We start from the raw sequence: 22,502 nt of genomic DNA, 5'->3' as shown, positions 1-22,502 counted from the left end.
GCCGAGTTGAAGAAATTGGATTTGATATAGGCGTGGTTGTAATCAAAGAAACCATAATACCTTAACCCCCATCTTTTCTTTTCTCCAAAAAATTGCTTATAACCCACTTGCACCCCAAGGCCATTCATCGCTCCGTTATTGGTTTGAGAGCTAATGATGCCCACCCGTTTGAAAGGGTTATGACCGAGTTCTTGAACAATGGTGTTGGCTAGGGTTTCAGCTTGATTGATTTGAGGCGTTTGGCTAGAAAAAGAAGCGTTGCTGCTTTCTAGCGAAGCTAGAGTTTGTTTCACGCCCGCACAGCCTTTCCCCCAAGTGTTATTAGAAACGCTTTCACTTGAAGCATTCGCGCTGCATTCTTCTATATAATTTTTAAGAACTCCTGTAGAAATTCTATTAAAATCGCTCCCCACTTGATTGGTCAGTTTTAAAACCGCTGCTTGGGATTGAGCGTTTTTGAGCATGCTTTGAGCCAAAGCAACACTATTAGGAGAGTTAAGGTTGAAATCATGGGGTTGGGCGATGCTTTTTAGTGGGGTAGTATTAAGCTGTTGGGTTTCTTGAACGATGTTTTGAGCGTTACTAATCATGTCTGAAATAGCGCTAAATTCCGTGCCAAAAACGCTACACGAATTTTGGTTAGTGCTCGTTTGCCATGAAGGGGTGTTTGCGCCATTAGTCCCACCATTAGATTTCCCTTTCAACATCGGGCAATTGTCTTGAAGGGTGTTGATGATGGTTTGCGCTTGGGTTAAAAGGTTTTGCGCATCGTTAATATAAGTATCAGTTATGCTGATTGTAGCATCAGCGGCATTGTTATTGTTGTTATTGACATTAATGTTGTTAGCGTTGGTTGCTGTTTTAATGGTTACTTCCACCGTTTTTTTTGTATTGCTTAAAGCAGGGAGACCTTGTTTCAAAGCGGCTTGGATAATTTGATACGCTTTATTGAGCGTTGCAAATTGTTCAATGGTTAGAGAGCTATTTTTACCTGCTTGAAGTAACCCCACATGCCCACCGCAAGTGATTGAATCTGAACTTTGTCCTGGTTGGTTGTAAAAAGTTTCTGTGGTGTTGTGATTGGGTTTATCCGTATAGCCTCCGCATATGACTGCATAAGCGATGCTATTCCATAACCCCACCGTGGATTTTAGCGCTAAAAGCGTGGCTTGATAGGCAGGGGAATTGTCTGTTGTATCAATCAAACTTTGCGCGCTTTTGTTTAAATTACCAATCGCTTGATTGATCGCTGTGGCGCTGTTTGCGTTAATCGCTTCTGGATTGGAATGGCTGTGATTAGCTAAAAGCTTGTTTAAGTTTTCATAAGCGTCTGAAAGTTTTTGCACCTTGTCGGCGTTTTTCACTTTTTGAACCGCTTCACCGATTTGATAACCCACGCTTAAAAAAACGCCGTTGTCTTCAGCACGGAGCAATGACGCCGCAAGAGTTAGAGAAAGCAGAATCGTTTTTTTCGTTTTTTTCATAAAATGTTCCTTAGAGTAATGTTTTATTGCAAAAATGTATCAAAATGAGAATTTATTTACAATGCGTTTAATTTTACCACAAATTTATTGGATTTCAAAAAAGTTTTAGGGTGTTTTGATGCGTTCAATCAAACTTTTAAGAGTGTTTTTAATTTAATTGGGATTTGGTTTTAGAAAGATTGTTGTAGAATAAACACCCCCATAAGTGCAATTATGGGGATAAATCCATAAAAGGAGTTTGTCATGGCTACCAAACATGGCAAAAACTCTTGGAAAACATTATACCTTGAAATTTCATTTTTGGGGTGTAAAGTTGTTGTTTTATTGAAGCGGTAGTTTTGTCAAACGAAGTTTCTGTAAAACGATAGCTTTAGTTTTTCCAAAGTTCCCTTAAGGCTTTTAGCTTTAAGGGTTTTCCTTTAAAGTTTATCCTTAACTTATGGGGTTATAAAACTCTTTTAAATTAGCCCCAATATTCTTTTTAGCGTTCTTTGCTTGGAATACTAGATTTTAAAAACTCCGCCAAAAAACGATAGATTTTTTATAAAAGATAATCAAAAGCTTATTTCTTAAGAAATAGAAAATAAACACTAACGAAATTATAAAGGTGGATATGATACAATGGATTTAGGAAACGCCAATAAAATTAAAAAGGTTCAAAAATAGTGTTAACTCTCCCTTTGATAGAAAAACGCCCTTTTTTAAATCACGAACGCATCAAATTGCATAGTTTTTCGCAAATTAAAGCGTATTTTGACACACTCAATTTTGACACAAGTCATTTTGTTAATTCTAATGATATTTGCACCCCATTAGATTGTGTGAAAGAAATGATAGACACTATCCCAAGCGATTTTTTTAAACAAGAACATTTAAAAATTTTAGATTGTTGTTGTGGGAATGGGAATTTTTTTGCTTATTTAGAGACTAAGACTTCTCTAAACAATCTGTATTTTAATGAGATTAACCCTAAACGCATTGAGCATGTTAAAAAATATTTTGGGAGCAATATCCATTTAAGCTGTAAGGATTTTTTAAAATTTGATAGGGCTACGCTTTATGACTTAATCGTGGCTAACCCGCCTTTTGCTAAATTAATGCGCTAGGTCGCACTTCTAAAAATCATAATCTGGCAAGAGACTTTATTAAAAAAGCCTTAGAGCTTACAAAAAATGGAGGTTATATTTTATTCATTGTGCCTAATCATTGGATGAGTTTTTCAGATAGGAATGTTTTACCCAATTTACTCTCACAATATCAATTTATCCATCTTAATATTGGTGGAGCTAAAAAATACTTTAAAAAAGTTGGCTCATCTTTCACTTGGTTTTTATTGCAAAAAGTCTCTAATCAAAAAAGTTTTAGCGTAGAAAATCATTATGTTTTAAAAGACAGACAAAGAGTTTCGCTTAAAACTCATTTAAATTTCATTCCCTTGTATTTGAATGAATTAGTTTGTAACATTTTAGATAAAACAATCAATAATACTCATCTACCTACCTACAAAATAGAAACGACAAGCTTTCTACACAGGACAACCAAAAAAGAATTTTTATCGCCCATTCAAAATAAGGACTACCCTTATAAGATTATCCATACCCCTAGTCAAGTCGTATATAGTAAAATCCCCCACAAATACCAAGAAGGCTATAAAGTCTTTTTATCTTTGACTAATCAATACAGCACATTTATTGATAATTGCGGTATGACACAAAGCATTGCGTTTGTGCGTTGCAAAAACTACGAAGAGGCCTTAAAAATTAAAACCGAATTAGATAATGAAATTTATTTATTTCTTAATAATCTCACTCGTTATGGAAATTTTAATAACATTAGAGTGTTACAGCATTTACCTTTATTGGAAAGTATTGTTCTAAACAAGCAAGAATTAGAATTTATCCAAAAATTTAATGGGGCGTATTATGGCAAAAAGAAAGAGCGATATAATTTTAAAGAGTGTTAATGATTTAAAAGATGAAATTGATTACAAGGACTTTGAATACAAAGAGTATTTTAATTTGTTATGCGAATTAGTCCCCAATAATAGTTTGGAAAAATTAGAAATCAACGCCATTGATGAAAAGAATATGAAAAACGAAGAACTTGTATATGTGTTTGTTATTCAAGGTAAAATTTTTAAAATCGGTCATAGCATTACACCCATCACGAAGCGAGTACAATCTTATAATTGTGGCAAAGTAGAATATCGTAAAAATGGCACTTGCAGCACAACAAATTATTTTGTATTGCAATCGCTCTTAAAGATTAATAAAATCGTACAAGTGTATGCATTTTTTCCAGAACAACCTACCTATACCCTATTTGGTAAAACTTACCAAGATAGTTTTTCAACTTCTAAAAGGGCTGAGAATGTGATTTTAGAAAATTTTATTAAAAATCATAATAAAAAACCTATCGGATGCACACAGACTTAAAAAGAATATTTTTATATATTGCATATGTTTTTTAAAGTATGGTCACAAATAATCTCCACACTAAAGCTATATATAAAGAACTAAATTTGATGGTTTTACTTAGTGGAGTGAATGAATTTTTGCTCTTTAAAAATTTTTTCAATCGTCATTGCGTCATCATCTCCAAAGCCAAAATTATCATGTTATCAAAGCTCTCTACCCTTTCTTTAGGGCTTAAGGCTTCTTTAGTGATTAAGTGATCTGAGACTGAGCATAAGCATAAAGCCTTAGCGTTTAGTTCCATCGCCGTGGCGTATAACCCTGCCGCTTCCATTTCAATAGCCAAGTGGTTGTATTGGGCCATTAAATCAAAAGCATGCGTTTCAAAAGAATAGAAAAAATCGCTTGAAAAAATATTGCCCACCTTCAAATCAATACCCAAACGCTTTGCTGTTTGATACGCTCTTAAACTCAATTCAAAATCAGGCGTTGCGCTCAAATCGTGGTTTAAAAAACGCACCCGATTGGTTTTAGAATCCGTTGAAGCTCCAATCGCCATGATAATGTCTTTCAGGCCAACTTTTGGGCTAATCGCTCCGCAAGTGCCAATCCTTAAAAGCTCTTTAACCTGATAGGTTTTAATGAGTTCGGTTACATAAATCGTGCATGACGCAATGCCCATGCCATGCCCCATTAAAGAAATCCCCTTACCCTTATACTTCCCGCTAAAGCCTAGCATGTTACGCACATTCGTGATCTCTTTAGCGTCTTGTAAAAAATTTTTCGCAATGTAGCTCACCCTTAAGGGATCGCCGCATAAAAGGCATTGAGGATAAAAATCGCCGATTTTAGCGTTGATGTGAGGGGTCATGGTTGTCCTTTAAATTTTAGTAAGTTTTTGCCATAATCTAAGGGGCTTAATCCCAAAAAATAAGCGATACTCTGCCCAATATCCGCAAACGACTCGCTCTTGCCTAAAAAGGCTGGTTGTAAATCCTTGTGATAGAACAAAACAGGAATGTATTCTCGTGTGTGATCGGTGCCTTTAAAACTGGGATCACACCCATGATCGGCGCAAAGAATGAGCAAATCGTTTTCTTTTAAATTGTCTAAAACCTCTTTTAAGCGCAAATCAAAATACTCTAAAGCGTTAGCATACCCGCTGACATCACGCCGATGCCCATAATCGCTATCAAAATGCACAAAATTCGTAAAAATCAAGCTGTTGTTTGGGGCGTTTTTGACTTGATCTAAAGTAACATCGCATAATTCCATTAAACTACCGGCTTTGAACTTTTGAGTGATCCCCACATGAGCGTAAATATCAGCGATTTTCCCAATGCTAATGACTTCGCCCTGTTTTTCTTCAATGAATGTTTCAAAAAGCAATTTTTTATGGGGCTTTATCGCATAGTCTTTGCGGTTAGCGGTGCGTTTGAAATCCTCTCTATTGGCGCCAATAAAGGGGCGTGCGATCACTCTGGCGATCTTTAAAGGCTCTAGAATTTGAAACGCTTCTTCACAAAGAGCGTATAAATGATCAAGCCCAAATTTTTCTTCATGCGCAGCGATTTGAAACACCGAATCCGCTGAAGTGTAAAAAATGGGGTATAAAGTTTCTAAATGCTTTTCGCCTAAATCTTTGATGATTTCTGTTCCTGATGCGTGGCAATTCCCTAAATAGCCCTTAATCTTAGTTTTGTGCATGATTTCATCTAAAATTTCTTTAGGAAACGAATCATTTTTGTCTTTAAAATACCCCCATTCAAAAAGAACGGGCGCACCCATCATCTCCCAATGCCCAGAAATCGTATCCTTAGCGCTAGAAAGTTCTTTGGCGTAAGCGTAAGCCCCTATTAAATTGGGTTGTGGTTGAAAGCCTAAGGGCAATTCATTTGTGGCTTTTAAAGCGCTCAACCCTAAACCCAAACTCTCTAAATAAGGCAGTTTCAAAGCCCCATTGCGATCGTTAGAATCAGCCAAGTTATTGAAACAAGCCTTAGCGATATTGCCTAAAGTGTTCGCCCCCAAATCGCCAAAATCTTTAGCGTCTTCGCTAGCCCCTATACCAAAAGAATCCAATAATAAAATCACCACTCTTTTTTGCATGTTTCGTCCTTTTAATGAGCGTTTAGTCCTATGAATAACCCGGCGATAGTCGCGCTCATGAAATTAGAAAGCGTGCCTACAAGCACCGCTTTTAAAGCAAGCCTTATAATGAGATCCTTCTTTTTAGGCACTAAACTGCCAAGCCCTCCAATGAGCATAGCGACTGAGCTTAAGTTAGCAAACCCGCACAACGCAAAAGTGATGATCGCTTTAGTTTTCTCACTCAAGATTAAAGGAGGGTTATCGCCCAAATAAGGCAATAACTGCATATAGCCCACAAATTCATTGAGCGCGATTTTAATGCCTATGATTTCTCCGGCAATCCCGGCCTGACTCCAAGGAATGCCTAACATAAAGGCTAAGGGTTTTAAGAGCGTGCCTAAAATTAACCCTAAAGACAAATGCTCCATGCCTAAAAATCCCCCTATAACCCCTAAAAGCCCGTTAATGAGCGCGAGCATCCCCACAAAAGCTAAAAGCATCGCTCCCACATGCAAGGCTAAATTTAGCCCTGTACTTGCCCCATTAGCGATAGCTTCTATGGCGTTGACATGCTTTTCTGCCGAAACATCTGCATGGCTAGAAATGGTTTCGTTTTGTGGGTAAATGATTTTAGCGAACAACAACCCCCCAGGAGCGGACATAAACGAAGCAGCGATCAAATAAGGCAAAGGAATGCCCATGCTCGCATACCCAGCTAACACAGGCCCCGCAACGCTAGCCATGCCCACGCACATGACCGCAAAAATCTCTGAATCGCTCATGCTTTTCAAATAAGGTTTAATGACTAAGGGCGCTTCGGTGTGTGCTACAAAAATATTAGCCGCTGCGCTCATGCTTTCTGCTTTAGAAGTGCCTAAGCATTTTTGCAACGCCCCACCAATGAGATTGATAAATAAAGGCATGATTTTTAAATAATATAGAAGTGAAATCAAGCTAGCAAAAAAGATAATGATCGCTAAAACATTGATCGCAAAGACAAACCCCCCTATCCCTTGATCGCCCTTAGCGTTTGGAGCGAGATTGCCAAATAAAAAACGCACCCCCTCATAGCCATAAGAAATCACGCTTTGTATGCCACTAGCTAAGCCTTGCAGCATTTCCCTACCCAAAGGCACATATAAAGCCAACGCCCCTAAAGCCACTTGAATCACAAAGGCGCTGACAATCGTGCGATAATTTATAGCCCTTTTATTGCTAGAAAACACCCAAGCAATAAGAAAAAGCACCGCCATCCCTACAACACTAAAAAGAGAGCTAAAAATCATCGTCAAATCCCTAAAGAAATTAAAGAAATTAAAAGATGCAGAGTTATTGTAGTTTAGGTTTGCTAAAAAAAAGATTAAACGGATATTAAATGAATATTAAATCAAATCATGGTGTCAAGAGGGGGACTTGAACCCCCGACCTCCGGCTTATGAGACCAGCGCTCTAAACCAGCTGAGCTACCTTGACAAAAAAATAAAAGAATAAGATTATACAAAAAATTTTCTTAAAAATCCATTAAAATTACATTAAACTTTTATCATCAATCCTACTTCCTCAAATTGATGACAAAAGTTGGGCATTTTCTTGTAAAATAACCCGCATGTTTAAGAAAATTTTTCCATTAGCGTTAGTGTCGTCGTTGCGGTTTTTGGGGCTTTTTATTGTTTTGCCGGTCATTAGTTTGTATGCGGATAGTTTCCATTCAAGCAGTCCTTTACTCGTGGGGTTGGCTGTGGGCGGAGCGTATCTCACACAAATTATTTTTCAAACCCCCATGGGCATTCTTAGCGATAAAATCGGCCGTAAAGTGGTGGTTATGGTGTGCTTATTATTGTTTTTAGCTGGCTCGTTAGTGTGCTTTATAGCGAATGATATTATTACGCTCGTTATCGGGCGCTTCATTCAAGGCATGGGGGCTTTAGGGGGGGTTATTAGCGCGATGGTGGCTGATGAAGTGAAAGAAGAAGAGCGCACCAAAGCGATGGCCATCATGGGGGCGTTTATTTTCATTAGCTTCACCATAAGCATGGCCATAGGCCCTGGGGTTGTGGCGTTCTTTGGGGGAGCAAAATGGCTCTTCTTGCTCACGGCGATCTTAACTTTATTGAGTTTGTTGATGCTTTTAAAAGTCAAAGACGCCCCTAAAATTTCTTACCAAATCAAAAACATAAAAGCTTATCAACCCAACTCTAAAGCCTTGTATCTTTTGTATCTAAGCTCTTTTTTTGAAAAAGCGTTCATGACGCTTATTTTTGTGCTGATCCCTTTAGCCTTAGTGAATGAATTTCATAAAGATGAAAGCTTTTTGATCTTAGTGTATGTGCCTGGAGCCTTATTAGGGGTTTTAAGCATGGGAATAGCGAGCGTTATGGCTGAAAAATACAATAAGCCTAAAGGGGTGATGCTTTCTGGCGTATTATTGTTTATTATGAGTTATTTGTGCTTGTTTTTAGCCGACTCTAGCTTTTTAGGGAAATATTTATGGCTCTTTATTCTTGGGGTGGCGTTTTTCTTTATTGGCTTTGCCACCTTAGAGCCTATCATGCAATCTTTAGCGTCTAAGTTCGCTAAAGTGCATGAAAAAGGCAAGGTTTTAGGGCAATTCACTACTTTTGGCTATTTAGGGAGCTTTGTTGGGGGCGTGAGTGGGGGGTTGAGCTATCATCATTTAGGCGTTTCTAACACAAGCTTAATCGTTGTAGGTTTAGGGCTTATTTGGGGTTTATCGCTCTTTTTACTCCATAACCCTTCCAAGCAAAAAAATGTCTATTTCCCCTTAGACGCTTATAATGAGGAACAATTTGAAACTTTAGGGGACAAAATCATTGAATGGTATGTCAATATTAGCGAAGAAATCATTATTGTGAAATATAATTCCGATCACATTAGCGAAGAAGAAATCATTCGCTTAGCGCAAAAATTTAGAAAATAAACATAATTAAGGATCAAAAATGGCCTATGAAATTTCCAAAAAAGTCTTGCACATTGTAGGCAAGACAAACGCCACTTACAAACTCATAGAAGAAGGCGATAAAATCTTGTTAGGGTTGAGCGGGGGCAAGGATTCTATCATGCTCGCTTGCATCTTAGCCAGGATGCAAAAACATGCCCCTTTCAAATTTGATTTTAAAGCAGTTACCGTGCATTATGGCTTGGGCGAAGATTTGAAATGGTTGAGCGATTTGTGCCAAGAGCAAGGCATTGAGCATGAGATCATTTACACCCAAATCGCTGCCACGATCAACGAAAAACGCCGTGAAAAAAGCTCGTTTTGTTCGTTTTGCTCTCGTTTGAGGCGAGGGACTTTGTATTCTAAAGCCTTAGAAGAAGGCTATAATAAAGTCGCTATCGCGCACCATTTAGATGATGCGGTGGAGAGCTTTTTTATGAACTTCACTTATAATGGGAGTTTAAGGAGCATGCCCCCCATTTATAGGGCTGAAAACGGCTTGTTGGTGATCCGCCCTTTGATTAAGGTTCGAGAAGCCAGCAGCATTCACTTTGTCACTTCTCAAAATATCCCGGTTGCTCCTGATTGCAACTGCCCAGCCAAGCAGCCCACCTCTGATAAGCCCCCTATCGCGCGATTAGCCACCAAAAATTTCTTAAAAGAAGTGCAAAACTTGCACCCTCGTTTCTTTGATAGCTTAGAAAACGCATTCAACAATGTTCAAGCGAACAGCTTTAGCGACGCTAGATATTTAGACGCTTAAGCTTTTATTCAAGCTTTTTTGTTGAGCATTTTGATCGCAATCGTGAATAACACCCCTTCAAAGATAGCCGCCATGAGCAACGCGTAGTAGGTGTTTTGCGAGATCGCTTGTGCTTTTAAACCCACTGCTGCGGTGGTTACTAAAAAAGTTAAAGGCATAGAAGCCCCTAAGGCGAATGAAAACAAATGCTTAGCTTCTTTAAAGTATTTGCGCCACAATAAGGTTGAAGTGATCAAGTGCAAACTCAACATCGCTATGACAATCAATATCCCTTGGAGGATCAAATGCGGGTTTAAAAACACTAATTTTAAGTCTAAAGTAGAGCCTACATGGATGAAAAACAAAGGCACAAAAAACCCAAACCCCACATCATTGAGCTTGTGGATCAATTCTGACTTATGAGGGAAAAAAGTAGAAACGACTAACCCCGCTAGAAACGCCCCTAAAACCATTTCTATTTTGAGCCACACCACGATCGCAACTAAGGAAAAAAAGAGCATGAGCGAAAAACGCACATCTTGGTTAAACTGACTGCTTTTAGGCATCACAAAAAGCTTTAAATGCGGGAACCACCAAAACAAAGTCTTAAAGATTTGAAACGCCACGATAATTAAGATTAAAAAAACAATGAGAATGCCTAAATCTTTAATCAAATCCATGCCCAAACCATGCGAATACACCCCATCCACGACCACCAAACCAAAAATGCTTAATAATTCCCCGATAACGCCCACTTTTAAAACCAAATCAAGCCACAAAATCTCTTTACGATAATCTTTGACTAAAGTCATGATCATGCCCAAACTGATAATAGGGAAAATCACCATGAAAATAGGCTCTAAATTAAGGCTAAAAGTAAGGATGAACGAAAGCGTGTATAAAATCAACAGATAAGCAAAAATGCGTTTTAAAAGAGAAACCCCTAATTTTTTAAACAAATAAATTTCCACTTCCAAACCGCATAAAAACATTAAAAACAAAAAGCCAATTTCAGACATGATTTCAAAGCCCTTAGTTGGCTCAATAAAACCCACATACGCCCCAACAGACCCAAATAAAATCTCCACGACCGTGATGGGCAAACGAGAGATTCTAGACATATAGGGAGCCATCACGATTAAAAGCATGATGAGCGCGAAAGTGAAAAATTCTGCATGCATGTCTTAATTTTACCTTATTTATTGGTTAAGTTTTCAAAGCGATAGGGTTTTTCTCTTTATAAGTGGTGAAAACCCCTTTTTTGATTTCGTAATAAGTTACCCCTAACGCTACTAAAAACGCTAAAAATTGAGCAATAGGGTAAGTTACCCAAACGCCATTAATCCCATAGAAATGACTTAAAATCGGCAATAGAATAACTATAAACCCCAGCGTGTGCGAAAGGGTGATGATGAACGAACTTTTGGTGCGTTGGATGGATTGGAAAAACACTGCGCACAACAAAGTCATGCCTAAAAAAACATAGCCAACATAATAAATATTCATCGCTCTTTTAGTCTCTTGCATAAAAAGGGGGTCTTGTTCGCTTGGCTGTAAATAGAGTTTGATTAAAAATTCATCTAAGAAATAATAAGCACCATAGAAAACAACCCCTATACAAAACGCTGCTTTCAAACCAAAGACAAACACCTCTTTCACGCGCTCTAAATTTCTAGCCCCATAGCTAAAGCTCGCAATCGGTTGGATGCCTTGAGAAATCGCAAACAAAGTCGTAAAAAAGATAATCGCATTATACATAACGATCCCATACATGCTCACAAACCTTTCCCCAGCCGTGTGCATGATAGCGGTATTAAACAACAAAATCATAATAGAAGCGCTAAATTCTGCCGTGCTTTGAGGCACGCCGCTTTTAGCTGAAGAAATGACTGAAGACAAAGAAAATCGTTTGATGAAATACAATTGCCCTTTTTTACGCCAAAAATGTTGCATTAAGACTAAAACCCCTATCGCATGCCCTATCACGGTGGCTATCGCGCTGCCTTGAACCCCCACTTCCAAAACAAAAATAAACAAGTAGTTGAAAAAGATATTCGCTAACGAGCCAATCAGCATCGCTACCATCGCTAAAATGGGGCGTTTGTCATTCACCACAAAAACATCCGCTAAAGGGTGCAAAACCATAAAAACCGTGCCCATTAAAATGATTTCAATGTAGCGTTTGGACATGCTCAATAAAGCGTCATTACTCCCAAAAAAACGCGCGATAGTTTCGCTAAAAGGCAATAACGCCATGCTCAAAATAAAGGCGCTTAGAGCTACAAAATAAAACACGCTGCTAAACACAAGCCTAGCCCTATGGGTTTTATTTTGACCCAAAAAATACCCCACAATACTCGCTGCCCCAAAACCAAAAAGCAATTCATACGCAATGAGTCCTGGAAAAATAGGCCATGCGATATTGACCGCAGCGATAGCTTCTTTACCCAGTTTCTTGCCCACAAACATGCCATCTATCATAGAGTAAGTGGAAAGTGAAATCATAGAAAAAGCTAAAGGGATAAAATAATAAAAAAAGAGCTTCCTAATAGAATCTTTATGCAAATCAATCTTTTTTTTGAGCATTTAAAACACACCACTTAAAATTTATGACAAATTTTTCTATTTTAACATAAAAAGAGAGACAATCTATCCGTTAACACGGTTGGATTCAAGCCGTATCATTAAATTTTAAAAAATGGTTTTTAGCAAAAAAGGGATTTCCTTTATTGGGTTAATCCTTTTAACGCTCTTTATGTTTTTTTAAATTTTATCGTAATGAATCTGAGCCAAAATAGCGCCAACAAACCTAAAGCCCCACCCACAAAGCCAATATACCCTAGCCCTAATTGGTGGATCACAATACTGCCAAACAGCGCTCCTGATCCAATCCCCACATTATAGCTTCCCGAAAAAATCGCGCTCGCGACATCCGTAGCATCTGGTGCGAGTTGCAACACTCTCATTTGCAACGCAATGGTGAGTGAAGTGATCCCAATCCCCCATAAGAAAATTTGCAAGAAAACCACCCACTCTAAGTTTTTAAACACAAAAAGCAAGAGTTGCGGGCAAATGACTAAAACCATTGCAAAAGCGATAAATTTTCTTGAATTTTTCGCGTACAAACGACCGAATAAAAAACTCCCCGCCACGCCCGCTAACCCAAAAACAAACAGCATTAGCGTCGTAATGTCAGGAGAAAATTGGCTGATTTGAATGATAAAAGGCTCAATATAGCTATAAGTGGTGAAATGCCCAGAGATAACCATGATCACAAGCAAATAAATCCCCACTAAAAGCGGGCGTTTCATTAATATAGGGACACTTGCGAGCGTGCCTGCGTTTCTACTCGGTAAATGCGGGAGCAATTTCCACATAAGCAGCATTATAAGAGTCGCAACGCCCCCGATCACGCCAAAAGTAGAGCGCCAATCTAGAATTTGCCCAATGATCCTCCCAAGCGGCAACCCTAAAATCATCGCTAACGAACTCCCTAACGCTAACAGCCCTAAAGCCTGTTGTTTTTTGTTTCTTGGCGCGACACGAATGACTAAAGAAGCCGTGATGGACCAAAAAATAGAGTGGGCAAAAGCGATACCCATACGAGAAATGAGAAGCACCCAAAAATTCCACGCTAGCGCTGAAAGGATATGACTAGCAATAAAAAGGGCGAAAAGAAAAAGCAATAAGCGTTTCCTTTCAACTTTAGCGCTAAGCAACATCAAGGGCAATGAGCCAAGAGACACCACCCATGCATAAGCAGTGATCATAAGCCCCACTGTTGCGCTCTCCATTTCAAAACTTTTCGCAATATCTGATAAGAGCGCGACAGGGACAAACTCCGTGGTGTTAAAAATAAACGCCGAAAGCGAAAACACAAAAACCCGCATTAAGGCGAACTTTTGATACGATTGTTTGGTTATCATCATTTAAATCTTAAGGGGTTAAATTTTATTCCATTTGAAAACTTGGAGTATAAGACAAAAATTTTAACCGCTTGTAAATTGGGAACTAGTTAAAACAAATATTCCCGCTCCATAGGCGCATTAATTTAATGGGGTTGTTACCATATAAAACAGAATTTAAAATCATTTCCAACTTTTAACCAATCTATTTTTTGTAACTGCGGTCATTATTGATTAAGCGCTAGAATTAATTGTTTTTTAATATTTTAGAATTTTAGAATAAAGGATAATTAAAATGAAAAAAACTTTTTTGATCGCTTTAGCGCTTACGGCTTCTCTTATAGGCGCTGAAAACACCAAATGGGATTATAAAAATAAAGAAAATGGCCCGCACCGCTGGGACAAATTGCACAAAGATTTTGAAGTGTGCAAAAGCGGTAAAAGCCAATCGCCCATCAACATTGAGCATTACTACCACACGCAAGATAAAGCCGATTTGCAATTCAAATACGCCGCTTCTAAACCTAAAGCGGTCTTTTTCACCCACCACACTTTAAAGGCTTCGTTTGAGCCGACTAACCACATTAATTATAGAGGGCATGATTATGTGCTGGATAATGTGCATTTCCACGCCCCTATGGAGTTTTTAATCAATAATAAAACCAGGCCCTTGAGTGCGCATTTCGTGCATAAAGACGCTAAAGGGCGCTTATTAGTCTTAGCGATTGGTTTTGAAGAAGGGAAAGAAAACCCCAACCTTGATCCCATTTTAGAAGGCATTCAAAAGAAACAAAATTTTAAAGAAGTGGCTTTAGACGCTTTCTTGTCTAAAAACATCAATTACTACCATTTTAACGGCTCTCTCACCGCTCCTCCTTGCACAGAAGGGGTGGCATGGTTTGTCATAGAAGAGCCTTTGGAAGTCTCCGCCAAACAATTGGCTGAAATCAAAAAACGCATGAAAAATTCGCCTAACCAACGCCCCGTCCAACCTGACTACAACACCGTAATCATTAAAAGCTCAGCTGAGACCCGCTAAAATGAAAACTCTCTCTTTTAAAAAAAGAGAGATAAAAACCATTCTTCATAAAAAAACAACGCTAAAAATTGCAACCACACAATCTAAAGTCAATTTGTATTGTCAAAAGAGAGACTATCATTCTCTTAATGAATTGAAAGCGTTTGCTAAAGATTTGATAAAATCTTACCTAAACTACAAGGCGTAAAATGGGCTACAATCAATTTTTAGCTAAAGTTAGATATAATTATCGCTCCATTGCTAAAGAGCGGTTAAAATCAATTTAAAGCGAAAGGACACAAAATGCTATTGAGTTACGATTTTTTAGAATTTGAAAATGGCAAGACAGAGAACAGAACAAGAGACTATTCTTTGACAAAGGCTATTGATAAAGAATTAGAAGAAAAGACTAGCTAAATCAACTAGACCTAGAGTAAAGGTAAAAGAGGGCTTATCTTTAAGAGCGACATTAGATGCTTTTGGTGAGGAACTCTCACGACTTAAAAGAGAACAAGATAAAGAGACTATTAAAGGCTCTACCATTGAAGCCACTAGTCTTGGTAATATTCTTAAGAAAATCAAAAGCGGACTACCTTTTGGAACTATCTCTGCGACTAGGCATTTTAAAGACGATTTTATTAAAGACTTTGATAAAGACCAAAGAGCTTTGTTGATGAGTGCTTATAAGAGCGGATTGACACCTAGTAAAAACGACAAGATAACAAAGCTTTATTTAGCTCAAGCGAAAGAAAACGCTACACACCCTATTAAAGTTAAAGACTTCTTTATGCCACAAGGTAAAGTTCTCCCTGAATATGCGACTTTAGTTGGGGAGATTTATGAAATTTTGGTTAGTGTGTTAGGTGAGAGTTATGTTGATAAATTTATAAACAGCAAAGCCACAATGAGAGACTTTATGTCTAGCGATAAATTTGTCAAAAGATACCGCTACACTCAAAAAGACAATATTAAAAGAACACAAGAGCTAAAATCTCTATTAGACAAAAAGCGACACTTTTTAGGTTATCTACAAGTAACAGGTTATTGGAAAGAAAACACTGATGACGCTCTATTCCCAGACAAAGAAGTCAGTTCCTTTGTGTTCTCACACCAACCTATGAGTTTATCATTTGATTTGGCGAGCGAGTTACTACTATTGGGGAGACATTTTAATCAAGAGGCGATTTGCTATTGTGAGAACGCTATTGTGCTTCAAAACGACAGGTATCAAGTGGAATTGGTAAGCGCCCTACCTAACGATTTTGGCGATGTATGGGCTACATTTGATAACATTACATTCTCCACCCCTGCTGAATTGCCAAACGCTCTCACAAGATTAAAAGACCAAGTTTATACTTTCTTTAAGAAACACCCTGAAAAAGACAAATATGGTGTAACCTTTGAAGACCTTGTTGTTAAGACTAAAATAACCGCTATGAAACTCCCTAAAGACTTTGATGAAAGACTAGAGGTCGCAAACTTGGTTAAAGCTAGTATTAGAGATAGACAGAATTGTTCTAGGGCTAATGGTTATCAAAAGTTATTCTTTGCTGATGAGATAGAAAGTTGGGAACGAGACGCTGTCTTTAGGAGAGAAAAACTAAAATGTATCACAAGCAAAAGTTATAGACAAAGTTATAACCACAATATTAAAGTGCGTAAGGTTGTCAATGCTATGCTAAAAGGCAAAAAAGTGAGTAGGACATTGATTGCTAAAGTGCTTGCTAACACCATTGACACCGATGCAGGTTATTGCTTTATCTCGCCGACAGATTTAGCGACACAGCTTAACAACATCAGCCCTAGACTATCTAAAAGCATCGTTACCGCCATAGAGCAAGCAGAGGGAGTGAGACTAACCTATGCGTTAATTGACAAGGTTACTTATAATTCGCTACACAATTCGTTGAGTTTCGTTTTTGATATTGATAACCCTTTAAGCGACCAAGCGTTAGACGAGTTGGTTATTGAAGTCCCAAGAGAAGCACTTAAAAATGTGAAGCTACCACAAATTAAAAATGTATTGACCGCTCAAATCTTTGAGGGTGCTTACCACTTTAGAGGTAACGACTATAAATACCAATACCAGACATCACCTGAATTGTTGGATATGTTTGAATAGGAAAGTTACTTAATAACGCTAGTGCTATTTCATTAAATACTGACAATTAAAGCCTTAATGTTTTAAAAAGTAGGGTTTTAGTTGCTTCATTTTTAATAAAACTCATTAAGGGGATAAGGGTTTTAGAACAATCCCCTCTAACTCTCTAAATAACGCTTTTTAAAGAATTATCGCTTGACTAAAACTCAACTCAAGCGTTCTTAGTGTAATGCAGAGCGATTTTAAGTGCGTTGGTGGCTGCCCCCACTCTTAATTGATCCGCCACGCAAAAGCCGTGCAAAGTTTTCTTATCAAACAAATCCTTCCTCAAGCGCCCAATAAAGACACTATCCGTGTGGCTCGCTTTTAAGGGCGTGGGGTAGAGGTTGTGGCTAGGATCATCGCAAACAACCACGCTAGGGGCGTTTTTTAAAACTTCATAGACTTCTTTGAGATCGAATTCTTTTTCAAAAGCGATACTCAAACTCTCGCTATGACTCCTCAATACCGGCACGCGCACGCAAGTCGCACTGATAGGGAAATCCACGCCCATGATCTTATGGGTTTCATGCACCATTTTTAGCTCTTCTTTCGTGTAACCATTCTCCTTAAAAGTGTCAATATGAGCGATCGCATTGAAAGCGATCGGGTAAGGGAAAGCCCCGGCTTGCAAAACTTGGTTCAAATCAATAGCGGGGTCTTTTTCCAAATGTTCTAAAGCGGTTTTTAATTCATTTTTCAAACTCTCTATGCCCTTGTTCCCTGCCCCACTCACGGCTTGATAGGTGCTAACAATCACGCTTTTTATCTTAAAATGAAGGTGTAAGGGGTTTAAGATTTGCGTCATTTGAATGGTAGAGCAATTAGGGTTAGCGATGATATTCAAAGGAGCGTTAAAAATTTCTTTAGCGTTGATTTCAGGCACGACTAAAGGCACATCTTTATGCAATCTAAAAAAGCTCGTGTTATCAATCACTAGGGCTGTTTTTGAAGTGCTTGTGGCAAATTCTTCGCTCACGCTCCCCCCAGCGCTAAAAAAGGCGATGTCTATTTTTTCTTTTTCAAAAACTTCATGCGTGGTTTCTAAAATTTCATAGTCTTTATTGAAAGCTTTGATCTTTTTACCGGCACTCCTAGCGCTAGCGAGCGGGACAAATTTTTTAATCGGGAAAAAAGAATTTTCTAAACCTTTAATCAGCTCTTTGCCTACCGCCCCACTAGCCCCAACAATAGCGACATTATAAGTCTTCATCGTTTTCTCCAATGATTTCAAGGGCTTTTAAAAAACTCAAGCAATTCAACTGTATGCCTGAATGCATGTTTTTCAAGCTTAAAGTTTCGCTTTTAAATTCTTCTTCGCCAATGACAGCCACAAACTCATGCCCCTTATGGTTAGCATAAGAAAAGGGTTTTTTGATTTTTTGAGCTTCTGGATAGACTTCGCTAAAAATACCGCTTTGCCTTAAAGACTCCGCTAAGCGGTTGGCGTAAGAAAAATACTCTTCATGCATGCAAGCGATTAAAACTTTAGCCTGGGTGGAACGCTCGTCTAATAATTGCATTTCACTCAAAGCCACAATCAATCTATCAATCCCAATAGAAGCCCCTACCCCTTGTAAATTTTCTTTAGAAAAATTTTTAGTCAAATGATCGTAACGCCCCCCTGAACACACGCTCCCTAAAGACTTCATGTCATTAAGCGTGGTTTCATACACAATCCCCGTATAATACCCTAACCCCCTAGCGATAGAAAAATCAATTTTATACAGGTTTTGAGAAATTTGCAAATCCCCTAGCAACTGGTATAGCCTTTCTAAATCCTGTATGCCCTTTTTCAGATTTTCATTATAGTCTTTCAAATAAGCAATTTTTTCAAAAAATTCCGCATGGCTTAAATCGTTCTGTTTGATTTGAACCATTTCTAAAAGCTCTTTAATGGTGTTTGAATTCAAATCGCACTCTTTTTTTAATTCTTCTTCAACCCCATTCAAGCCAATTTTTTCTAATTTATCCACAATGCGCAACGCTTCATTCACTTGAGAGATCCCAAAATATTCGCATATCCCGTTCAAAATTTTTCTGTGGTTGATAGAGACGCAAAAATCTTCTAAATCCAAGGCTTTTAAGGAAGCGATGATCACTTGAATGATCTCAGCATCGCACACCAAACTCTCGCTCCCTATAAAATCAAAATCGCATTGCGTGAATTCCCTATAACGCCCTTTTTGCGCCCTTTCGCCCCTAAAGACATTGCCTATGGCGTAGCGTTTAAAGGGCATGCCTAATATTTGGTGGTGCAAAGAGACAAAGCGGGCTAATGGCACGGTCAAATCAAACCTTAAAGCCACATCCCTATCCCCATGGTCTTTAAAACGATAAATTTCTTTTTGAATATCGCTGCTCGCATCAGGTAGTAGCGCTTCAGCGTATTCCAAATGGGGGGTTTCAATCGGCACAAAACCAAAACTTTGAAACACGACTGAAACTTTCGCGAGCAATTGGGCTTTTTGTATCGCATCTTTAGGCAAGCGGTCTTTAAACCCGCTCAACACTTTAGGGGTAATCATTCCATTTCCTTGTATTTGTATGTTAAAATTTTAGCTTAAAATCTTTAAAAAAGGGCTATTGATGAGCGTAAATGCGCCCAAACGCATGCGTATTTTATTGCGTTTGCCTAATTGGTTAGGCGATGGGGTGATGGCAAGCTCGCTTTTTTACACCCTTAAACACCACTACCCTAACGCGCATTTTATCTTAGTGGGTTCAGCCATTACTTGCGAACTTTTCAAAAAAGATGAAAAAATAGAAGCCGTTTTCATAGACGACACCAAAAAATCTTTTTTCAGGCTGTTAGCCACTTACAAACTCGCTCAAAAAATAGGGCGTTGCGATATAGCGATCGCATTAAACAACCATTTTTATTCCGCTTTTTTGCTCTATGCGACAAAAACGCCTATTCGCATCGGTTTTGCTCAATTTTTCCGTTCTTTGTTTCTCAGCCATGCGATAACTGCTGCCCCTAAAGAGTATCATCAAGTGGAAAAGTATTGCTTTTTGTTTTCGCAATTTTTAAAAAAAGAATTAGATCAAAAAAGCGTTTTACCCTTAAAATTAGCCTTTAACCTCCCCATTCACACCCCAAACACCCCTAAAAAAATCGGCTTTAACCCTAGCGCAAGCTATGGGAGCGCTAAAAGATGGCCGGCTTCTTATTACGCTGAAGTTGCGGCTGTTTTGTTGGAAAAAGGGCATGAAATTTATTTTTTTGGGGCTAAAGAAGATACTATCGTTTCTGAAGAGATTTTAAAACTCACTAAAGGCTTATTAAAAAACCCCTTATTATTCCATAACGCTTACAATCTGTGCGGGAAAACCAGCATTGAAGAATTGATACAACGCATCGCTATTTTAGATTTATTCATCACTAACGATAGCGGTCCTATGCATGTGGCTGCTAGCACGCAAACCCCCTTAATCGCTCTTTTTGGCCCCACTGATGAAAAAGAGACTCGCCCCTATAAAGCTCAAAAAACGATCGTATTAAACCACCATTTAAGCTGTGCACCTTGCAAAAAACGAGTTTGCCCTTTAAAGAATGAAAAAAACCATTTGTGCATGCGATCTATCACGCCCCTTGAAGTCCTTCAAGCCGCTCACACTCTTTTAAAAGAGCCTTAAACGCCTTTTATGTGCTTTTTAAAAAACACAGCCGTATTGACAAAATTCTAGTATATAAAAGATTTAAACTTTACTTTTGAAAGCGTGAGAAGAACGATAAATCCCATCAAGGGTTTTAAAAAATGGTAGGAAATTACAGGATAGTATCCAAAAAAGCGTTTTTAAAAACGCTTTTTTAGAGTCAAAGCCATTAGGCCACTGAGTTTTTAGGTTTTTTGGCGTCTTTTTTATCTTTGTGAGCCACTAATTGAGAGCTTAACTCAGGTTTTTTGGCGTCTTTTTTATCTTTGTGAGCCACTAATTGAGAGCTTAACTCAGGTTTTTTGGCGTCTTTTTTATCTTTGTGAGCGTATGCGGAACTCACTGCCAAAACTGATAATAAAACACCTGTCAAGATTTGCTTTTTCATACGAAACTCCTTGTGATGATCTTAAAAGCGAGAGAATTATATTTCTCAAAAGTAAACGAATAGAAACCAATCAAATTTTTGATTGGTTTGGTGGTTTTGCTACCTTAAAAAAACTACAATACAAAAAACTTGATAAATTATCTTTGGTTTTAGAAAGTTTGACAAAAATTAAGATTACGGTTATATAAAAAACAATATGAAATCAAGGAGTTTGTATGCAACAGCGTTATTTAGGCCCTTTAAAAGTGGGTGCATTAGCTCTAGGGTGCATGGGCATGACTTATGGGTATGGGGAAGTCCATGATAAAAAGCAGATGGTTAAACTTATCCATAAGGCTTTGGAATTGGGTATTAACTTTTTTGACACTGCAGAGGCTTATGGGGAAGCTAATGAAAAGCTTTTAGGCGAAGCGATCAAGCCTTTTAAAGACAAGGTTGTGGTAGCGAGCAAGTTTGGGATTTACTACGCAGATCCTAATGACAAATACGCAACCATGTTTTTAGACTCCAGTCCTAACCGCATTAAGAGTGCTATTGAAGGGAGTTTGAAACGCTTAAAAGTAGAATGCATTGATTTATACTACCAACACCGTATGGATACTAACACGCCCATAGAAGAAGTGGCAGAAGTTATGCAAGCTCTTATTAAAGAAGGAAAAATTAAAGCTTGGGGGATGAGTGAGGCAGGGTTATCTAGCATCCAAAAAGCCCATCAAATTTGCCCTTTAAGCGCGTTGCAGAGCGAATATTCCTTGTGGTGGCGCGAACCTGAAAAAGAGATTTTAGGTTTTTTAGAAAAAGAAAAAATTGGATTTGTCGCTTTTTCGCCTTTGGGCAAGGGGTTTTTAGGCGCGAAATTTGAAAAAAATGCCACCTTCGCTAGTGAGGATTTTAGAAGCGTTTGTCCTAGGTTTAATCAAGAAAATCTAGCCAAAAATTACGCCTTGGTGGAATTAATCCAAGATCATGCACACGCTAAAGGCGTTACACCAGCCCAACTGGCTCTCTCATGGATTTTGCACACGCAAAAAATCATTGTCCCTCTCTTTGGCACCACCAAAGAATCCAGGCTCATAGAAAATATAGGGGCTTTGCAGGTTTCTTGGAGTCAAAAAGAATTGGAGATTTTCCAAAAAGAATTGACTGCAATCAAAATAGAAGGGGCCCGCTACCCTGAGAGAATCAATGAAATGGTGAATCAATAAAAGTATTGGGTATTTATAATTGCATTGGCTCTTTTAAAAGAGGTCAGTGTGTTTTTATCCCCCTGACAAACTTTTTAAGGCATTTTAACAAGGCTTTGTTTTAATAAAAAATTGATTATAAAAATTTGAAAAATACCAAAAAGCGTTTTTTAAGATTGAATACAAAAGAGCTTGTCGTTAGTCAAGCGGAATTTCTTGTAAGGCGGTCTATGAATTAGGGGATTTTTAAAGAGCATTGCTACAAAGCACCCCATAACCCCTTAAGAAAACGAATTCCACCATGAAATAAAATCTAAAACGATTAAACGAAGCAACCAAAACCCCATTTTTTAAAAAATTAAAAAATATTAGTTACTCCTGTTTGACAAGAATAGAGCGAAAAATCAATTTCATAAGCAAACTAAAAATGAAAAAAGATAGCTAAAGGGAGAACAAACCCACTCAAAAAGTCTTTTTAATTCAAAAGAGAAAGAATTTAGATAGCGCTTACAACAACGCC

Annotated in this window: 16 protein-coding genes, 1 tRNA gene and 2 pseudogenes; 8 read left to right on the top strand and 11 right to left on the bottom strand. The window is 38.2% G+C overall.

The features are described from left to right. On the bottom strand, positions 1-1,484 hold a 1,484-nt coding region (locus tag FIM66_RS04480; RefSeq protein WP_140600091.1), incomplete at its 3' end, for a SabA family sialic acid-binding adhesin. A 665-nt stretch (positions 1,485-2,149) separates the two neighbouring features. On the opposite strand from FIM66_RS04480, the pseudogene FIM66_RS04470 reads away from it, so the two are divergent. Together FIM66_RS04470 and FIM66_RS04465 are read left to right on the top strand one after the other, a co-directional pair. Further along, positions 2,150-3,447: pseudogene (locus tag FIM66_RS04470) on the top strand (Eco57I restriction-modification methylase domain-containing protein). Next, positions 3,407-3,919, top strand: coding sequence for a GIY-YIG nuclease family protein (locus tag FIM66_RS04465; protein ID WP_140478726.1), 513 nt, complete (start codon positions 3,407-3,409; stop codon positions 3,917-3,919). The pseudogene FIM66_RS04470 and the gene FIM66_RS04465 overlap by 41 nt, the downstream one beginning before the upstream one ends. Positions 3,920-4,064: 145 nt before the next feature. Here FIM66_RS04465 and deoD read toward each other — a convergent pair whose 3' ends face one another. From deoD to FIM66_RS04445, 4 genes are all read right to left on the bottom strand, one after another. Then, entirely contained in the window at positions 4,065-4,769 is a 705-nt protein-coding gene (gene deoD, locus FIM66_RS04460) for a purine-nucleoside phosphorylase (protein ID WP_123921196.1), read from the bottom strand. Next, entirely contained in the window at positions 4,766-6,007 is a 1,242-nt protein-coding gene (locus FIM66_RS04455) for a phosphopentomutase (RefSeq protein WP_140491017.1), read from the bottom strand. The genes deoD and FIM66_RS04455 overlap by 4 nt, the downstream gene beginning before the upstream one ends. An 11-nt stretch (positions 6,008-6,018) precedes the next feature. After that, a complete protein-coding gene (locus FIM66_RS04450) occupies positions 6,019-7,275 on the bottom strand; it encodes a NupC/NupG family nucleoside CNT transporter (protein WP_140600089.1) in 1,257 nt (418 codons plus the stop codon). 109 nt (positions 7,276-7,384) lie between these two features. Further along, a tRNA-Met gene (locus FIM66_RS04445) sits at positions 7,385-7,462 on the bottom strand. Between the two features lie 172 nt (positions 7,463-7,634). Between FIM66_RS04445 and FIM66_RS04440 the strand changes: the two genes are divergently transcribed. Both FIM66_RS04440 and FIM66_RS04435 read left to right on the top strand, forming a co-directional pair. Beyond that, a complete protein-coding gene (locus tag FIM66_RS04440; protein WP_341352271.1) occupies positions 7,635-8,927 on the top strand; it encodes an MFS transporter in 1,293 nt (430 codons plus the stop codon). A gap of 19 nt (positions 8,928-8,946) precedes the next feature. Beyond that, positions 8,947-9,708 carry a tRNA 2-thiocytidine biosynthesis TtcA family protein gene (locus FIM66_RS04435; protein ID WP_140600088.1) on the top strand — a complete coding sequence of 254 codons (762 nt, stop codon included), beginning with the start codon at positions 8,947-8,949 and terminating at the stop codon, positions 9,706-9,708. Between the two features lie 8 nt (positions 9,709-9,716). Here the strand turns inward: FIM66_RS04435 and FIM66_RS04430 are convergent, their stop codons facing one another. From FIM66_RS04430 to FIM66_RS04420, 3 genes are all read right to left on the bottom strand, one after another. Continuing rightward, a complete protein-coding gene (locus FIM66_RS04430) occupies positions 9,717-10,868 on the bottom strand; it encodes a cation:proton antiporter (protein ID WP_000542870.1) in 1,152 nt (383 codons plus the stop codon). A gap of 25 nt (positions 10,869-10,893) precedes the next feature. Beyond that, a complete protein-coding gene (locus FIM66_RS04425; RefSeq protein WP_140600087.1) occupies positions 10,894-12,273 on the bottom strand; it encodes an HP1184 family multidrug efflux MATE transporter in 1,380 nt (459 codons plus the stop codon). A 167-nt stretch (positions 12,274-12,440) separates the two neighbouring features. Beyond that, complete coding sequence (locus tag FIM66_RS04420; RefSeq protein WP_140446608.1) at positions 12,441-13,616, bottom strand: sugar transporter; 1,176 nt, start codon at positions 13,614-13,616, stop codon at positions 12,441-12,443. 271 nt (positions 13,617-13,887) lie between these two features. Between FIM66_RS04420 and FIM66_RS04415 the strand changes: the two genes are divergently transcribed. Both FIM66_RS04415 and FIM66_RS04405 read left to right on the top strand, forming a co-directional pair. Further along, a complete protein-coding gene (locus tag FIM66_RS04415; RefSeq protein WP_140446607.1) occupies positions 13,888-14,631 on the top strand; it encodes a carbonic anhydrase in 744 nt (247 codons plus the stop codon). A gap of 282 nt (positions 14,632-14,913) precedes the next feature. Next, positions 14,914-16,732: pseudogene (locus FIM66_RS04405) on the top strand (hypothetical protein). A 190-nt stretch (positions 16,733-16,922) separates the two neighbouring features. Here FIM66_RS04405 and asd read toward each other — a convergent pair. Continuing rightward, entirely contained in the window at positions 16,923-17,963 is a 1,041-nt protein-coding gene (asd, locus tag FIM66_RS04400; protein ID WP_140548082.1) for an aspartate-semialdehyde dehydrogenase, read from the bottom strand. Beyond that, positions 17,950-19,278 (bottom strand): histidine--tRNA ligase, encoded by a 1,329-nt coding sequence (gene hisS / locus FIM66_RS04395; RefSeq protein WP_140548083.1) that lies wholly within the window; start codon positions 19,276-19,278, stop codon positions 17,950-17,952. Before hisS ends, asd begins: the two co-directional genes overlap by 14 nt. A gap of 61 nt (positions 19,279-19,339) precedes the next feature. Here hisS and waaF point away from each other — a divergent pair, with 61 nt between their 5' ends. Continuing rightward, entirely contained in the window at positions 19,340-20,389 is a 1,050-nt protein-coding gene (gene waaF / locus FIM66_RS04390) for a lipopolysaccharide heptosyltransferase II (protein WP_140600085.1), read from the top strand. A gap of 190 nt (positions 20,390-20,579) precedes the next feature. Here waaF and FIM66_RS04385 read toward each other — a convergent pair whose 3' ends face one another. Beyond that, positions 20,580-20,798 carry a hypothetical protein gene (locus FIM66_RS04385; protein WP_000744170.1) on the bottom strand — a complete coding sequence of 73 codons (219 nt, stop codon included), beginning with the start codon at positions 20,796-20,798 and terminating at the stop codon, positions 20,580-20,582. A 215-nt stretch (positions 20,799-21,013) separates the two neighbouring features. On the opposite strand from FIM66_RS04385, the gene FIM66_RS04375 reads away from it, so the two are divergent. After that, entirely contained in the window at positions 21,014-22,003 is a 990-nt protein-coding gene (locus tag FIM66_RS04375) for an aldo/keto reductase (RefSeq protein ID WP_140548084.1), read from the top strand. Positions 22,004-22,502 lie beyond the last annotated feature (499 nt).

Origin of the sequence: Helicobacter pylori, from assembly GCF_006439795.1 — a bacterium.
In the GTDB taxonomy this organism is placed as follows: domain Bacteria; phylum Campylobacterota; class Campylobacteria; order Campylobacterales; family Helicobacteraceae; genus Helicobacter; species Helicobacter pylori_CR.
The sequence above is the reverse complement of the archived record's forward strand: the minus strand, read 5'-3'. Positions and strand labels throughout refer to the sequence as shown.

Coding starts and splice junctions, on each gene's coding strand:
- FIM66_RS04425 (WP_140600087.1), bottom strand. CDS start 12,273: ATGCTCAAAAAAAAGATTGATTTGCATAAAGATTCTATTAGGAAGCTC.
- FIM66_RS04450 (WP_140600089.1), bottom strand. CDS start 7,275: ATGATTTTTAGCTCTCTTTTTAGTGTTGTAGGGATGGCGGTGCTTTTT.
- FIM66_RS04375 (WP_140548084.1), top strand. CDS start 21,014: ATGCAACAGCGTTATTTAGGCCCTTTAAAAGTGGGTGCATTAGCTCTA.
- FIM66_RS04455 (WP_140491017.1), bottom strand. CDS start 6,007: ATGCAAAAAAGAGTGGTGATTTTATTATTGGATTCTTTTGGTATAGGG.
- deoD (WP_123921196.1), bottom strand. CDS start 4,769: ATGACCCCTCACATCAACGCTAAAATCGGCGATTTTTATCCTCAATGC.
- FIM66_RS04465 (WP_140478726.1), top strand. CDS start 3,407: ATGGCAAAAAGAAAGAGCGATATAATTTTAAAGAGTGTTAATGATTTA.
- waaF (WP_140600085.1), top strand. CDS start 19,340: ATGAGCGTAAATGCGCCCAAACGCATGCGTATTTTATTGCGTTTGCCT.
- FIM66_RS04420 (WP_140446608.1), bottom strand. CDS start 13,616: ATGATGATAACCAAACAATCGTATCAAAAGTTCGCCTTAATGCGGGTT.
- hisS (WP_140548083.1), bottom strand. CDS start 19,278: ATGATTACCCCTAAAGTGTTGAGCGGGTTTAAAGACCGCTTGCCTAAA.
- FIM66_RS04430 (WP_000542870.1), bottom strand. CDS start 10,868: ATGCATGCAGAATTTTTCACTTTCGCGCTCATCATGCTTTTAATCGTG.
- FIM66_RS04435 (WP_140600088.1), top strand. CDS start 8,947: ATGGCCTATGAAATTTCCAAAAAAGTCTTGCACATTGTAGGCAAGACA.
- asd (WP_140548082.1), bottom strand. CDS start 17,963: ATGAAGACTTATAATGTCGCTATTGTTGGGGCTAGTGGGGCGGTAGGC.
- FIM66_RS04415 (WP_140446607.1), top strand. CDS start 13,888: ATGAAAAAAACTTTTTTGATCGCTTTAGCGCTTACGGCTTCTCTTATA.
- FIM66_RS04385 (WP_000744170.1), bottom strand. CDS start 20,798: ATGAAAAAGCAAATCTTGACAGGTGTTTTATTATCAGTTTTGGCAGTG.